The following is a 13,392-nucleotide window of genomic DNA, read 5'->3' as shown; positions in this document are numbered from 1 at the left end:
GATACATAGCAACGAAAGTGGTGGAAGCTTTGGAACACGAAAATACAGAACAGTCACAACAAGACAATCAATCAAGCTTTATTAAAATGAAAAAATTCAAATTTGTTATGCTTCTCTTTTTCCTTGTGTTTGCGACGGCGGGCATCACGACGTTTGCACTGGCATTTGGAGATGAGAAAGCCGTCAACGTGGGCGTGACAGAACGCTCAGAGTTTCAAAAACTGTATGAAGCTTATGATAAGTTGAATCAGGACTACTACAAGGAATTGGATAAGGAGGACCTCGTAAACGGCGCGATCAATGGGATGATTGACAGCGTAGGGGATCCTTATTCAGATTACATGAACCAGGAAGAAGCGAAGAGATTTGATGAAAGCATCTCATCTTCCTTCGAGGGAATCGGTGCGGAAATCCAAGAGAAGGAAGGATACATCTCCATCGTGTCGCCGATCAAGGGATCACCTGCAGAAAAAGCCGGCCTTCAGCCAAACGACACCATCACGAAGGTCGACGGCAAGAGCATTCAAGGTATGAGTGTGACGGACGCTGTCCTCTTGATCCGTGGTGAAAAAGGGACAAAAGTGACACTGACGATTCAACGGGCCGGTCAGGAAAAGCCGATGGATGTGACCATCACACGTGATGAAATCCCGATTGAAACGGTTTATGCTGAAATGCAGGATAATGGTGTCGCTAAAATCCAGATTACAAGCTTCTCACAAAACACATATAAAGAGCTGACAGAAGCCCTTAATGAGATGAATGAAAAAGGGATGAAAAAACTCGTCCTCGATCTTAGACAAAATCCGGGCGGCCTGCTGGATCAAGCTGTCAAAATTTCAAATCTGTTTGTTCCGGAAGGCGAAGTGCTGTTCCAGGTGAAAGATAACAACGGAAAAGTTGAAAAGTATGTGTCTGAATCCGGACAAAAGGTCGATGTCCCTGCAGTGGTACTGGTCGATGAGGGCAGCGCAAGTGCAGCTGAAATCCTGTCTGCCGCTGTCAGCGAATCCAACGATATTCTGCTCATCGGTACGAAAACATTCGGTAAAGGTACCGTGCAAACTGCCGAAACTTTTGAAGACGGGTCCAACATGAAATTCACGACGGCTAAATGGCTGACGCCTGAAGGGAACTGGATTCATGAAAAAGGCATAAAGCCTGATATCGAAGTGAAGATGCCGGATTATGCACAATTGCCATATATCAACCCTGAAAAGGAACTGAAGGAATCAGACTTATCAGACCAGGTGAAGACAGCGGAACAAATGCTGAATGCCCTGGATTTGAATCCTGGAAACGTCGACGGATACTTCGATGAAGATACAACTAGTGCCGTAAAGACATTCCAACAGGAAAACGGGTTGAAAGAAACAGGTACACTGAATGGGGAGACAATCACGAAGCTGATGACAAAGCTGAGAGAAATGCTTCAGGAAAATGACCCTCAGTTAAACAAAGCGATCGAAGAACTCAATAAAAAGTAAGATAAAGAGGATCTCAGGTGAAATGCCTGGGGTCCTTTTTACTTGTATGATAAACAGACATTGCCCGCTCTCTGCTGGAATGTTTATGGATAGATCCTTTGCCCGTAAAAAATCCGACCCATTTTATAGCTTTGAGAATAAGGGCCAGGTCACCGACCATCACCATGAATGAAGTTCAGCAGAGTCCAGATCAAGAAATTGTTCAATCTTCTTCATTTTTCGCAGAATCAAATCATGGAGGTATTTCTTGTACTTTGCATCTTCAGCTGAGTCATATTCATGGTGGAGGATCTTAAGATGTTCCAAATGCTCTTTTAAAGTTCTTTCCTCACTGTCAGAGCCTCCTGATTGAACTTTCCGCAGGATGACGTCCACCAACTTCTCGTGGGTCGCTTCGATGGTCTTTGTTCCTTGCCTGGCATAGATGGCACCGTAGCGCAGTTCCCCACGGGTGACAATGGAGGTATAGGGAACATATCTCGGATCGTAATCGATGATAAGAACCTGAAAGCGTTTATGGTTCACCAAAGGATGTATGCCCTCCGGGAAAATGAAGTCTTCAGTCCGGTAGCGTAAATACTTAGGGAGTAGGTGCTGGAGTTTATTGTCCACATCTGCTTTATCTAAAAATTCTTCCTCTGCAAGTCCCTTCAGATCCACTGATCCGTCATCGAACTGCATGACGCCGACAATGATGCAGCCGCCGCCGGTATTCGCGATCGCCAGGATGTGTTTAGCCATTTTGGTGAACTCGATCCAATCAGACTTGAAATCCACATAGTCTGTTTCCCCTGTATTATGAAGCAAGAGATCCTTCAATGTTTCATGAGAAGGATTCTTCAGAAAGTCTCTTAACTTGAGCGGAACAATCTTCTCATAGTACATGAACATTCCCACCTTTTGAATAGATCTTCAAGATACAATGATTTAAATGCGTCCGTATAGTGAATCATCATGAACGTGTTTCCCTGAGAAAGTCATTCGGTCATGTGGTTTATTTTCATTGTATGCGAAGGAAGGGTATAAATCGCTCAATCTGATGGCATTCCTCTATATTTATCTCCCCCGGCTTCAACAGTCCGTTGTGTTCCCGGGCAGTTTCTAATAGAATATGGATAGAATCAATAGAGAGGAAGGTTATATGAAAAAGGATGTATACATATTGTCCGGATTTCTCGGGAGCGGGAAGACGACGTTATTAAAACAATTACTGCAATCCTTGAAGGATGCTGATAAAAAACCTGCTGTCCTGATGAATGAATTGGGAAGCGTGTCGATAGACAGCGATACGGTTGAAAAGGACACCGCCTTAAGAGAGCTCCTGGATGGCTGCATTTGCTGCACAATTTCAGAAAAACTGGAGTCCCAACTGCAAGAACTTCTTCTGAACGAAGATTTTGACGTTTTGGTCATTGAAACGACAGGGGCGGCCCACCCGGTGGAAGTAGTGGATTCCATCCTGTCTCCACTGTTTGCCGATCGTTTCGAATTCAGGGGGATCATCACCATTGTCGATGGCTTACAGTGGAAAAACAGGGGAGAATTCAGTCCTGCTGTTTTACACTTGATGAGAGAGCAGATCCGCCATGCTCAATTTATCGTAGCGAATAAAATGGATTTGCTTTCAGAAATGGAGCAGGGTACGTTTGCATACGAATTGCAACAGTTGAACAAAAATGCCAAGGTGTACCTGACAAACTATTCCAAAGTGTCGATGAAGGATATCTTGTCTCTGCAGACCGAACAAAGCATCGGTCAATACGATAAATCTTCTATCGGAGAACACCTTGCTTTACAGGCCATCGTTTATACATTCAAAGGGACCGTCAAAGGGGAAGCATTTGAAGACTGGGTGAAAAAACAGCCGGACACGATTTACCGCATGAAAGGGTATGTGCCTTTACAGGGAAGGAAAAATCCAACGTTGTTCCAATATTCATACGGAATGCCGTTGTTCATGCCTGGGGAGATGAAATATCCGACCAATTTTGTCATAATCGGAGAAGATTTACATAAATCTGAAATCATACAAGGGTTACAGGAGATCGATACTCAGGAAAGCTAAGGGGCTGGGCGTCTGATTATGGTATTTCTACTGTTTAGTATTGAACTCATTTTGTTTATTGCAGGTATATATGGTTTAAGCGTCTATGAAACGAATCTTCAACTTGCTGTTTTCATCGGTTTGATCGGGCTCAGTATCGTCCTGTTTGTTGCCACGGTCATGAAGTACCAGCGGAAAGGGGAGAAGCGGACGAACGACTGTTGGGATTGTGCGATCTATTCCCCTGATTGCCTGCCGGCTCCCCGATCCCATAAATTTGATTGTGACTCTCCGGATTGTGATTGTACCCCGGACTGCAGTCCATAGGGAGTGAACGGGTTGAGGATCTTTACACAACCATTCATGCCCTGCCACCGCATGCCTGAACGTTCCCTTATCATAAGGGGATGGCAGTTTCCGGTTTGCTACAGATGCATGGGGATCCTCACAGGCCTACTGCTCGCCATACCCGCAGCTTGGTTTGTCACTCCTGAAGGGCTGGGGACAAGCATGATCATTGTGATGATGCTTACCGTTCCCTTATTGCTGGATGGGTTTACCCAGAAGTGGAGATGGCGGACAAGTACCAATGGGCTGCGCCTTTTTACGGGCGTACTGTGCGGAACAGGTCTTGCGACATTCATTGTATGGAGTGCCAGGGAAGTCGTCCGGCTCATTATGATGGTGACAGGGGCATAATGATTGACAGATGGAAACAGAATGGATATGATAAAGTAGTTAACTAAGTGAAGTATTTATTGAGTGTAGGGAAGGTCGATTTTGAGTGGGAAAAGAATTGTTTGAATTAGAAGGGTTATTCAGATCTGTTTTTAGAATGATGAAAGCGGATATCAGAAACATATTCGGGGAGTTCATATCAAATGGGGAATTCAGGGTGCTTCAACTCATTGGCGAGAATGGTGCCTTAAAGTCTTCGGAAATTTCTAAGCGTATGGAGGTTTCCGCCAGCCATATCACCTCGATTACAGATGCTTTAGCGGAAAAGGATTATATAACGAGACAGCGGTCCAATGAAGACCGCCGGGTTGTAGAGCTTGCTCTGACATCGGAAGGACGGGAAGTACTCGCGCAGTGCGAGGAGAAGAAGTCCCAATATTTTCAGCAACTATTCCAGACGTTTGATAAAGAGGAAATAAACGACTTCATCAAACTGTTTGAAAAGTTATTAAGTTCATCTACCCGCCAATGAACGATATGTATCTAACGAAATCGTTCGCAGAATGATAGAATCACAGCACTTTATACAAAATAAAAAGGGTTGACCGTCAAAAGGTCATCCCTTCAATTATGCTCATTTACTTAATAAAGTTAATTATTCATCACATAAATAGTAAGGAGACAGAGATTATGGAGCATTTAGAACATCGAAAAAAAGTCATGATCATGATCGCGATCATGTCAGCCATGCTGTTCGCAGCATTGAACCAAACCATCGTCGGGACTGCGCTGCCGAGAATCATTTCTGAAATCGGCGGAATCGAATATTACAGCTGGGTATTCACTATTTTCATGCTTACCAGTTCAGTGACAGCGATTCTGGTAGGGAAATTATCTGATATGTATGGAAGGAAACCTTTCATTTTACTTGGAATTGCTGTATTCATGATCGGATCATTCTTAAACGGCCTGTCGGGCTCGATCATTCAACTGATCATCTTCAGGGGGATACAGGGCTTTGGTGCAGGAATGATCATGTCAACAGCATTCACTGCCGTAGGAGATCTATTCTCCCCACGGGAAAGAGGGAAATGGCAAGGGTTGATGAGCAGTGTGTTTGGCCTTGCAAGTGTATTCGGACCAACATTGGGCGGATGGATCGTCGATAATGCTGATTGGCATTGGGTATTCTGGGTCTTCCTTCCGGTCGGTTTCATTGCTTTTGGGATGATCTATAAGATGTTCCCTTCACAAGCACCGAAAAGAGGATTAAAGGTCGACTATCTCGGTTCCATCATGTTGACGCTGACGATCATCCCATTATTGCTTGCCTTTACATGGGGAGGAAAAGACTATGACTGGGTGTCCTTTCCGATCATCGGCTTGCTAGTGGCTGCAGTCGTGTCACTTATTCTGTTCATTATAACGGAAAAGAGGGCGAGCAACCCTGTCCTTCCCCTTCAATTATTCAAGAATAAGATATTCACGCTGTCAAACATCATCGGATTCATACTCGGAGCAGGCATGTTCGGGGCGATCATGTATATGCCTTTCTTCATCCAGGGCGTAATGGGTACTTCCGCCACCAAATCAGGGCTTGTGATGATGCCGATGACGCTGAGTATGGTCATTGCCAGCACAGTGGGCGGTCAGATCATTACAAAGACCGGAAAGTATAAAATCCTGGCATTGATTGGTTTGTTTGTCATGAGTGCAGGTATGGTCCTTCTGTCCTTCATGGATACTGACACGACCAATGCCACTGCACTGATGAATATCATCGTCGTCGGGACAGGTTTAGGGCTCAGTTTTCCAGTCTTCACGCTGACAGTTCAAAACGCTGTTCAACATAAATTCCTTGGTGTCGCAACTGCTGCCACACAATTGTTCAGACAAATCGGCGGGACGATTGGTGTCGCCATCATGGGAACAGTCATGAATTCATCGATGACATCAAAGATACAAGAGAAGATGTCTGGGGTGAAGGATTCCCCATTATTGAGAGATCCGAGTACGGCAGAAGTGATGCAAAAGCTTCAGGATCCTCAAAACATCATGAACAGTGAAAAATTAAAAGAACTCCAAACAACTTTGCCGCCTGAATTTCAAGGCATTTATGCTAAAGTGTTAGAGGGTGTAAGGGAATCATTGAGTTTTGCGTTGACCAACGTATTCTTCATTGGTGCCATCATCCTCCTGGTCGGTTTCGTTCTGACCTTCTTTATGAAAGAAATTCCATTGCGTATGTCTAATAAAGATGAAGAAGAAAGTGAAACAACATTGAAAGATGCTTCCAATCATTAATGATGATTGCATGGGCAAAAGGGTAACCGGCCAATCAGGCCGGTTACCCTTTTTTTCATGACATATTCGATTCCCCGAATTTTTTGAAGGTCATTTCATCCTCAACCAGTCCGCATGCAGCACATTGAACTTTTACTTCTGGGCCATTGTATGCAAGATGAAAGGGCTCGGTTTGCCCCTGTTCATAGCTTTGCACTACGTCACCTGATGCAGGATCGAGTTTCACACTCTGGGATACTTGTTGTATAATGTTAAACCGAGTGCGATTCGTTTTACAGCTTGGACAGCGATAGGGTGTTGACATATCCATCACCTTTCTTCGTTTTTTATAGTATGTTTCATGAATAATCTATTTATGTAAAGGATGTTGAATATGGCGGGTTCATTTGATGAAATATTAGAGGCTTACAGGCAAGTGTGGAAAAATCGTCCGCTTTTGGACAAGGGTAAGTCACCTGAAGAGATATTAAAAGAAGCGATCATGCGGGAACTTGAAGACAGGAACAGTCATCCAAGAGTACGTAAATCGATACCGGAGAAATATTTATTCGCAACGAGCCGTATTATCGAATCGGATTTATCTTCTTCAGAAAAAGTGGTATTGATTCAGCTCCATATTGAGCTCGCTTCACAGCTAAAGAATGGCACCGATGCACAGGGATGAACCCATATGAGCATTTAACTTTCATTTTATACGGGTACCGGTATAAAATGAACAATAGAATTGATGACAAAGGATGATGTTCCATGCCAGTATTACTCATAATACTATTCAGCATACTGCTATATATGATGTACTACCGATACTTCCCTGTCACTACTAAACGTTTATACGCCCAGGCAGTTACCCCTCGGCAGGTCGTGATCGATGTAAGGGACTATCAATATTCATCCAAAGGGGAGTGCGAAGACGTAGTGGCACTTCCATGCGGATATATAAGAAGGTACTCAAGGGATATCCCGAAACGTCCCATTGTTGTATTGGGAAGCGATACAGTTGAATGCAACGTAGGAGTAAGACAATTAAAACGTCTCGGTTTCGATGTGGAAGGGTACATGATCATTGAATCTGACAAAAAATGTAACGAATACCTTTCATTAGGATAATTGTACTCTTCCGCTGTTACGTAACTGTAACATCCGTTACACAGAAGCCGGGCTAAAAAATCTGTCAATCATCAGTTACAGGTAATAACTGGTCGGATTTCATAAATCAATCTTGCGATGGAAATGTAAGTCAATCATATAATACTCTTTTCTTTTCCTGCCAGAATCAGTGAATCATATAGTAATATAGTAAATTGTCTTTCAAAAGCAAACAATTGTTTGCCAGTTACCAAGTTCTCCCGTAATTGTAACAAAAACAGGGTGGTATGATGAATGTGCAGCAAGACAAACACATTTTTCAAGGAGGAATTCATCTTTATGAATAAGAAAATGATGGTTTCAACAGCAACGGCCCTAACATTACTGGCAACTCCATTCGCAGCAGGAAAAGCTGATGCTGCAGCACCATGTCCAGCTCAAGATAAGGCAGTTCAACAATTGAATGTCTTTAAATATAACGGTAATCAAGAAGATTTAAACAAATTTGTTCAAGACACTCTATCAAAATATCAATTTGATGGTAAAAATATTAATATTCAACAGTTATTAAACGGACAGGCTCAGGCTGCACCAGCACCGAAAGCAGAAACACCAGCCCCAGCACCTGAAAAAGAAGCACCGAAGGCAGAAGCACCAAAAGCTGAGGCGCAAGCCCCAGCACCGAAAGCAGAAGCACCTGCACCTGCTCCGGCAGCGAACGAACAGCAGCAACAAGCAGAACAAACGGCTAGTGATCAATCAGGTCAATTGAGCCAATATGAACAACAAGTTGTAGAGTTAACAAACCAAGAACGTGCCAAGCAAGGTTTGCCGGCACTTAAAGTAGATGCAGAATTAAGCAAAGTGGCTCGTGAAAAGTCACGTGACATGCAGGCGAATAATTACTTCTCTCATACAAGTCCGACGTATGGTTCTCCATTCGATATGATGAAGCAGTTCGGCATCCAATACAATGCAGCCGGAGAAAATATCGCAATGGGTCAACAGACTCCTGAAGAAGTTGTACAGGCTTGGATGAATAGTGAAGGTCACCGTAAAAACATCTTAAGCGCGAACTATACTCATATCGGTGTAGGTTATGTGGAAAATGGTCACTACTGGACTCAACAATTCATCGGTAAGTAATTTCACGCTTCGAAGCAGTCTCTCTATTGAGAGGCTGCTTTTTTTAAAGTTGTTTTCGTAAACATTGTGGCTTTTAGACAAGCGAGGTGAGGTTGATTTCCGCTCCAGATGCTCGCTTTCCGCGGGGATGGCGGTGAGCCTCCTCGGCTTCGCCTGCGGGGTCTCACCTGTCCATCAGTTCCCGCAGGAGTCGAGCATCTTCCGCTCCAATCAACCATCGAAGATAAAAACCAAAAATCTACGGAATTAACTGCTTATTCATCTTCTAAATATTAGTGATCAACGACATTCAAGTATAATGCCCTGGCTTCATTGCTATGGAAATTTTTTCATTCCACAGTATCGTAATACCGAAGATGCTCACATTAACGTCTAATAATAGCAACAATCTATGCGAAAAAATCCTTTTATTATGATTTTATTCTTCCCATCAGGGAGAATGTTTAGCACCAAGCTTTCTTTCATAGCATGTCCGGTGCAGGGTAAAGTATTTTCCTGTCTGGAATGTGTGTGATATGTTTCGGCTAAATGTCGAGGTGTATGGACAGGAAAATAAGCCCTCCGGAACCTGTTGCATGAACCGGGCACTGATTGATTAAGCCAGGAAAAATGGTTACTGAAGAGCTTACATTTGCAATTACGTTCAATCATTCTTACTATTGAATTATAACGAGTACGTGGAGTGAGCTTGATGAAAGAGAAAGTGGTCTTAATCACGGGGGGTTCGAAGGGAATCGGGCGGCGGACGGTCGAGGAATTCTCAGCGCAAGGATACACCGTGGTCCTGAACTACCGGCAGAATGATGCCTTTGTACAGGAATTAATTACTGAATTGACGAAAACATATGATAACCAAATCATCCCCATCAAGGGAGATATCGCAATCCCTGACGAGTGCGAACGAATGGTTACAGAAATGTGGCGTGAAGTGGATTGTGTCGACATCCTTATACATAACGCAGGACCTTATGTGAAAGAGCGCAAATCATTTACAGAATATACACCTGAAGAATGGAATTACATTGTAAATGGAAACTTGAATGGTGTCTTTTATTTATCTAAATTAATCATCCCCAAGATGAGGGAGAAGAAGTGGGGAAGGATCATCACGTTCGGCTATGATCGGGTCGAATCCGCACCGGGATGGATATATCGTTCCGCCTTCGCGGCGGCAAAAGCAGGGCTCGCTTCCTTTACGAAGACGATTGCCATGGAAGAAGCACAGAGCGGTATTACCGCAAATATGGTATGCCCAGGGGATATTGTCGGTGACTGGAAGGAGTCGGATATCGACCAGGCGATCGGGCAAGATGATCCTTCTACTCCGGTAGGCCGGCCAGGGACAGGCGGTGATCTTTCCAGGGTCATCTCGTTTCTATGCAAGGAAGAGTCAGATTTTATCACAGGAGCCATCATCCCCGTAACAGGGGGGAAAGATGTACTTGGGAAGGTATTTCATCAATAAAATATTCCCTGAACAATGATGGGGATATCTGAAATATGTATGAGTTGTACTTCATTTTTCAGCGTACCTATTTCAATACAGGACCCATACATTTATCATTACAAAAAATCCGGACGAATTCGATTTTAATGAGCATGTCGAATCTTCGTCCGGATTTTCTTTCATTTTTAGAGCTTTCGATCTGATTTTCTTTAATCAAGCTATCTACCCAGGCGTTGTCGATACCTTCGCTGTATGATCAAAAGACGGCCTGATAAGGTGATGGCCCCCGCGGTTAAGCCTGAAGTCAGCCCAAGCCAATACCCGTAGGGACCGAAGGCTGTATGATGTGCAAGCAGATAGCCGAGCGGCAAGCCGATGACCCAATAGGATATGAGCGCCATGACAAAGGTAATGTTCACATCTTTATAACCCCTCAGTGCACCTTGTACAGGAGCCTGAACCGCGTCGGAAAGCTGGAATAACACCGCATATAACAGGAAGTGGGCGGTTAATTCCAGTACCCGGGGATCATCTGTATATAGGCGGGCGATGTCAGTACGGAACACCAATAATGTAATGCCGTAAACCACTGCTAGAAGCAGTGCGAAGCTTACTCCCATCCAGCTGTATACCTTTGCATCGTGAAGCCGTTTTCCCCCGACCTCAAACCCGACCACAATCGTCAAAGCCATGGAAATGCTGAGCGGGATCATGTAAAGAAAAGATGCGAAATTGATCGCTGCCTGATGGGCTGCAATGACGACTGTGTCATAGCTGCTCATCAAAAGCGTGACGGCAGAAAAGATACTCACTTCAAAGAAAATCGATAACCCGATCGGAACCCCAATGATGAAGAGTTCTTTCCACTTTGTTATATCCGGTTTCCGAAACTCCCTGAAAATGAGAAAAGAGCTGAATGGACGGACCGAGTGGATGAACCAGAAGGCGATCAGCGCAATGACCCAGTATGTAATGGCAGATGCATAGCCCGCGCCTGCGCCACCAAATGCCGGAAAACCGAACTTGCCGAAAATGAGCACGTAATTGAAAAAGACGTTTACAGGCAGGGACAACAGTGTGATGAACATACTTATCCTCGTCATGCCGAGGGCGTCAATGAAGGATCTGAGCACATTATAGATGAATAATGGAATCATCCCGAATGACAGGCCGATCAGATACTCCCTCGCTACTGAGCGGACTCCCGTTTCAATGTTCATGCCATTAAGGATTGGATCGAGGATGAAACTCCCACCGATCATGACGAGCACGGATAGAGCGATGGCTGCATACACAGCTTGTGTGACCGATTGCGGTACCTCTATCTTCTTTCCTCCCCCCACCAGTTGAGCAACGATCGGTGTCACTGCAAGCAGTATTCCGCTTAAGCCGGTGAATACCGGTACCCAAAGAGATGAACCGATCGCCACACCCGCGAGATCGACCGGGGAGTATTTTCCCGACATGATGGTATCGAAGAAATTCATGGCAAACATGCCAAGCTGGGTAATGAGGATTGGAAAAAGTATGACTGAAAGTTGTTTCATTTTATCTGTTAAGGTATGTGTTTCTCTCATAAAAAGACTCCTTTGATGTGCTGAACGTACAATTTTACACTCTCATACTGTACCACATTTTCAACACGCCAGAGAGTTAAGATGCGTAAGATGGCTATCACTTTTATATAATGGTATTAACAATGGAGTCTTGGAGGGTGAAAATGAGCAGGAAATGGGATGACTGGGTATGGACGTTTTTTATAATGTGGTACGGTGTGGGAATTATTCTTGTTTCCCTTGACTGGCTTCCGTCCGCCCTGCATTGGGCGAATGCAGTGTTTTTATATTTAGCAGGAGGTTTGTCTATCGTCTATGCATCAAAATGGGGACAAGGAGTGCAAGGTGTGATCATCTCACTCATCATTATGATCGCTACGATTGCTGCGGAGTCACTGGGGGTCCGGTATGGGCTGATATTTGGACATTATCATTACGAGAGAGATTTTGGCGTCCAGTTCCTGGGGGTGCCTGTCACCATAGGATTTGCATGGGTAATGGTGATTCTTACCTCGATGGCACATTTTGAACACTTTTTAAAAGGTAAGAAAACAATGAAAAGGGCAGTTATTTATAGTTCCGTCACGTCTTTGATGGCAGTCGCCATGGATTTAATCATTGACCCGGTCGCATATAAAGGGAGGGAATATTGGATATGGGATGAAGGTGGAGTGTATTACGATATCCCTTCACAAAACTTTCTTGGCTGGTTTTGCGTATCGTTCGTCATCCAGTTCACCCTGTACTGGGGAGTGAAGACATTTAGGAACCCATCACATTGGTCTGTCAGGATGAGGCAGCTGTACTTTCTGGTGATCTTTATGTTTATTGTGACTGCAATGGTGGAGTCACTGTGGCTGGCTGTTTTCGTCACGGTTGGCATATATGTAATATCCCTCTTATCAAGGCGCAGATTGGAGAAGATTCTATGATTAAACCCAAAAAAAGCAAGAGCTTCCAATATGTAATGGGGAGTTACCTTGTCTATCTGTTGAGGAAACATTTTTACCGGATTTGGATCGATGATCAAAGGAAGGGCGGCAAAGACGGCAGGGGGAATTTGATTCTGGTCAATCATTCAAGCTGGTGGGACGGATTGCTGGTTTTTTATTTAAACCATAGAATGTTGAAAGAAGACAGTTATGCGATGATGAGCCAGAAAGGGATGGAGGAATTCTCATTCTTCAGGAAACTGGGGGCTTTTTCAGTGAATCCGGCTTCCCCGAAAGACCTTGTCACTTCATTAAAGTTCGCTGAAGCACGGTTGAAAGAGAAAAAGACGGTTTGGATTTTCCCTCAGGGCAAGGAGGAGCATCTTGAGAAGAGGCCGATTTCATTTATGAGTGGACCGAGCTTTCTGTATGAACGGAACCCGGAAATCAAATTGACGACGGTCTGCTTTTATTACACATTCTGCCATGACCAAAGGCCGGAAATATTTATCCGGATCTGTGAGGAAGCTGAAGCAGCGGAGAGTCAATCCAGGAAAGACAGAACCGATACCTTCAGGAGATTAATGGAGAAGAGGCTCGATACGTTAAAGAGAGATATTATCGAAGGGAATTTGTCGGCATTTTCATTGCACCTGAAAGGCTTTCCGACAAGCAGTGAGTGGCTGAGTTTTTGGACAAGAAAAGGCTAGAG

Annotated in this window: 15 protein-coding genes; 12 read left to right on the top strand and 3 right to left on the bottom strand. The window is 44.2% G+C overall.

All coding sequences use genetic code 11. The features are described from left to right. Window positions 1–29 precede the first annotated feature (29 nt). Window positions 30–1,487 (top strand): lmo1851 family serine protease, encoded by a 1,458-nt coding sequence (locus KH172YL63_RS12775; RefSeq protein ID WP_232066017.1) that lies wholly within the window; start codon window positions 30–32, stop codon window positions 1,485–1,487. Window positions 1,488–1,646: 159 nt separating this feature from the next. Here the strand turns inward: KH172YL63_RS12775 and KH172YL63_RS12770 are convergent, their stop codons facing one another. Beyond that, complete coding sequence (locus KH172YL63_RS12770) at window positions 1,647–2,372, bottom strand: AlbA family DNA-binding domain-containing protein (RefSeq protein ID WP_173106462.1); 726 nt, start codon at window positions 2,370–2,372, stop codon at window positions 1,647–1,649. A gap of 256 nt (window positions 2,373–2,628) precedes the next feature. On the opposite strand from KH172YL63_RS12770, the gene KH172YL63_RS12765 reads away from it, so the two are divergent. The 5 genes from KH172YL63_RS12765 to KH172YL63_RS12745 all read left to right on the top strand — a co-directional run bounded on the left by KH172YL63_RS12765 (window position 2,629) and on the right by KH172YL63_RS12745 (window position 6,513). After that, window positions 2,629–3,552, top strand: coding sequence for a CobW family GTP-binding protein (locus KH172YL63_RS12765; protein WP_173106461.1), 924 nt, complete (start codon window positions 2,629–2,631; stop codon window positions 3,550–3,552). A gap of 18 nt (window positions 3,553–3,570) precedes the next feature. Then, window positions 3,571–3,858, top strand: coding sequence for a hypothetical protein (locus KH172YL63_RS12760; protein ID WP_173106460.1), 288 nt, complete (start codon window positions 3,571–3,573; stop codon window positions 3,856–3,858). Window positions 3,859–3,870: 12 nt separating this feature from the next. Further along, window positions 3,871–4,230 (top strand): DUF2085 domain-containing protein, encoded by a 360-nt coding sequence (locus KH172YL63_RS12755; protein ID WP_173106459.1) that lies wholly within the window; start codon window positions 3,871–3,873, stop codon window positions 4,228–4,230. An 85-nt stretch (window positions 4,231–4,315) separates the two neighbouring features. Then, window positions 4,316–4,741, top strand: a complete 426-nt coding sequence (locus KH172YL63_RS12750) for a MarR family winged helix-turn-helix transcriptional regulator (RefSeq protein WP_232066016.1) — start codon at window positions 4,316–4,318, stop codon at window positions 4,739–4,741. Between the two features lie 158 nt (window positions 4,742–4,899). Then, window positions 4,900–6,513, top strand: a complete 1,614-nt coding sequence (locus tag KH172YL63_RS12745; protein ID WP_173106458.1) for an MDR family MFS transporter — start codon at window positions 4,900–4,902, stop codon at window positions 6,511–6,513. 55 nt (window positions 6,514–6,568) lie between these two features. Here the strand turns inward: KH172YL63_RS12745 and KH172YL63_RS21630 are convergent, their stop codons facing one another. Next, a complete protein-coding gene (locus tag KH172YL63_RS21630; protein WP_232066015.1) occupies window positions 6,569–6,817 on the bottom strand; it encodes a DNA alkylation repair protein in 249 nt (82 codons plus the stop codon). Between the two features lie 69 nt (window positions 6,818–6,886). Here KH172YL63_RS21630 and KH172YL63_RS12740 point away from each other — a divergent pair, with 69 nt between their 5' ends. The 4 genes from KH172YL63_RS12740 (at window position 6,887) to KH172YL63_RS12725 (ending at window position 10,210) form a co-directional block, all read left to right on the top strand. After that, window positions 6,887–7,177, top strand: a complete 291-nt coding sequence (locus KH172YL63_RS12740) for a hypothetical protein (RefSeq protein WP_173106457.1) — start codon at window positions 6,887–6,889, stop codon at window positions 7,175–7,177. 83 nt (window positions 7,178–7,260) lie between these two features. Continuing rightward, window positions 7,261–7,620 carry a hypothetical protein gene (locus KH172YL63_RS12735; protein ID WP_173106456.1) on the top strand — a complete coding sequence of 120 codons (360 nt, stop codon included), beginning with the start codon at window positions 7,261–7,263 and terminating at the stop codon, window positions 7,618–7,620. A 318-nt stretch (window positions 7,621–7,938) separates the two neighbouring features. Next, window positions 7,939–8,745: a CAP domain-containing protein gene (locus KH172YL63_RS12730; protein WP_173106455.1), complete on the top strand. Its 807-nt coding sequence runs from the start codon at window positions 7,939–7,941 to the stop codon at window positions 8,743–8,745. Between the two features lie 691 nt (window positions 8,746–9,436). Next, on the top strand, window positions 9,437–10,210 hold the full coding sequence (locus tag KH172YL63_RS12725; protein ID WP_173106454.1) for an SDR family oxidoreductase: 774 nt from the start codon (window positions 9,437–9,439) through the stop codon (window positions 10,208–10,210). Window positions 10,211–10,410: 200 nt separating this feature from the next. On the opposite strand, the gene KH172YL63_RS12720 is transcribed toward KH172YL63_RS12725, so the two are convergent. Further along, window positions 10,411–11,769 (bottom strand): MATE family efflux transporter, encoded by a 1,359-nt coding sequence (locus KH172YL63_RS12720; RefSeq protein WP_173106453.1) that lies wholly within the window; start codon window positions 11,767–11,769, stop codon window positions 10,411–10,413. A gap of 143 nt (window positions 11,770–11,912) precedes the next feature. Between KH172YL63_RS12720 and KH172YL63_RS12715 the strand changes: the two genes are divergently transcribed. Continuing rightward, complete coding sequence (locus KH172YL63_RS12715) at window positions 11,913–12,680, top strand: carotenoid biosynthesis protein (protein WP_173106452.1); 768 nt, start codon at window positions 11,913–11,915, stop codon at window positions 12,678–12,680. Then, on the top strand, window positions 12,677–13,390 hold the full coding sequence (locus tag KH172YL63_RS12710; protein ID WP_173106451.1) for a lysophospholipid acyltransferase family protein: 714 nt from the start codon (window positions 12,677–12,679) through the stop codon (window positions 13,388–13,390). Before KH172YL63_RS12715 ends, KH172YL63_RS12710 begins: the two co-directional genes overlap by 4 nt. The last annotated feature ends 2 nt before the right edge of the window (window positions 13,391–13,392 follow it).

The sequence above is a fragment of the Bacillus sp. KH172YL63 genome (genome assembly GCF_011398925.1).
In the GTDB taxonomy this organism is placed as follows: domain Bacteria; phylum Bacillota; class Bacilli; order Bacillales; family Bacillaceae_B; genus Rossellomorea.
Note: the sequence above shows the minus strand (reverse complement) of the source record. Positions and strands in the feature narration are given on the sequence as shown.

Excerpts from the sequence above, each read along its gene's own strand:
- KH172YL63_RS12740 (WP_173106457.1), top strand. The coding sequence starts at position 6,887 with ATGGCGGGTTCATTTGATGAAATATTAGAGGCTTACAGGCAAGTGTGG.
- KH172YL63_RS21630 (WP_232066015.1), bottom strand. The coding sequence starts at position 6,817 with ATGTCAACACCCTATCGCTGTCCAAGCTGTAAAACGAATCGCACTCGG.
- KH172YL63_RS12715 (WP_173106452.1), top strand. The coding sequence starts at position 11,913 with ATGAGCAGGAAATGGGATGACTGGGTATGGACGTTTTTTATAATGTGG.
- KH172YL63_RS12710 (WP_173106451.1), top strand. The coding sequence starts at position 12,677 with ATGATTAAACCCAAAAAAAGCAAGAGCTTCCAATATGTAATGGGGAGT.
- KH172YL63_RS12730 (WP_173106455.1), top strand. The coding sequence starts at position 7,939 with ATGAATAAGAAAATGATGGTTTCAACAGCAACGGCCCTAACATTACTG.
- KH172YL63_RS12745 (WP_173106458.1), top strand. The coding sequence starts at position 4,900 with ATGGAGCATTTAGAACATCGAAAAAAAGTCATGATCATGATCGCGATC.
- KH172YL63_RS12765 (WP_173106461.1), top strand. The coding sequence starts at position 2,629 with ATGAAAAAGGATGTATACATATTGTCCGGATTTCTCGGGAGCGGGAAG.
- KH172YL63_RS12735 (WP_173106456.1), top strand. The coding sequence starts at position 7,261 with ATGCCAGTATTACTCATAATACTATTCAGCATACTGCTATATATGATG.
- KH172YL63_RS12725 (WP_173106454.1), top strand. The coding sequence starts at position 9,437 with ATGAAAGAGAAAGTGGTCTTAATCACGGGGGGTTCGAAGGGAATCGGG.
- KH172YL63_RS12720 (WP_173106453.1), bottom strand. The coding sequence starts at position 11,769 with ATGAGAGAAACACATACCTTAACAGATAAAATGAAACAACTTTCAGTC.
- KH172YL63_RS12770 (WP_173106462.1), bottom strand. The coding sequence starts at position 2,372 with ATGTACTATGAGAAGATTGTTCCGCTCAAGTTAAGAGACTTTCTGAAG.
- KH172YL63_RS12760 (WP_173106460.1), top strand. The coding sequence starts at position 3,571 with ATGGTATTTCTACTGTTTAGTATTGAACTCATTTTGTTTATTGCAGGT.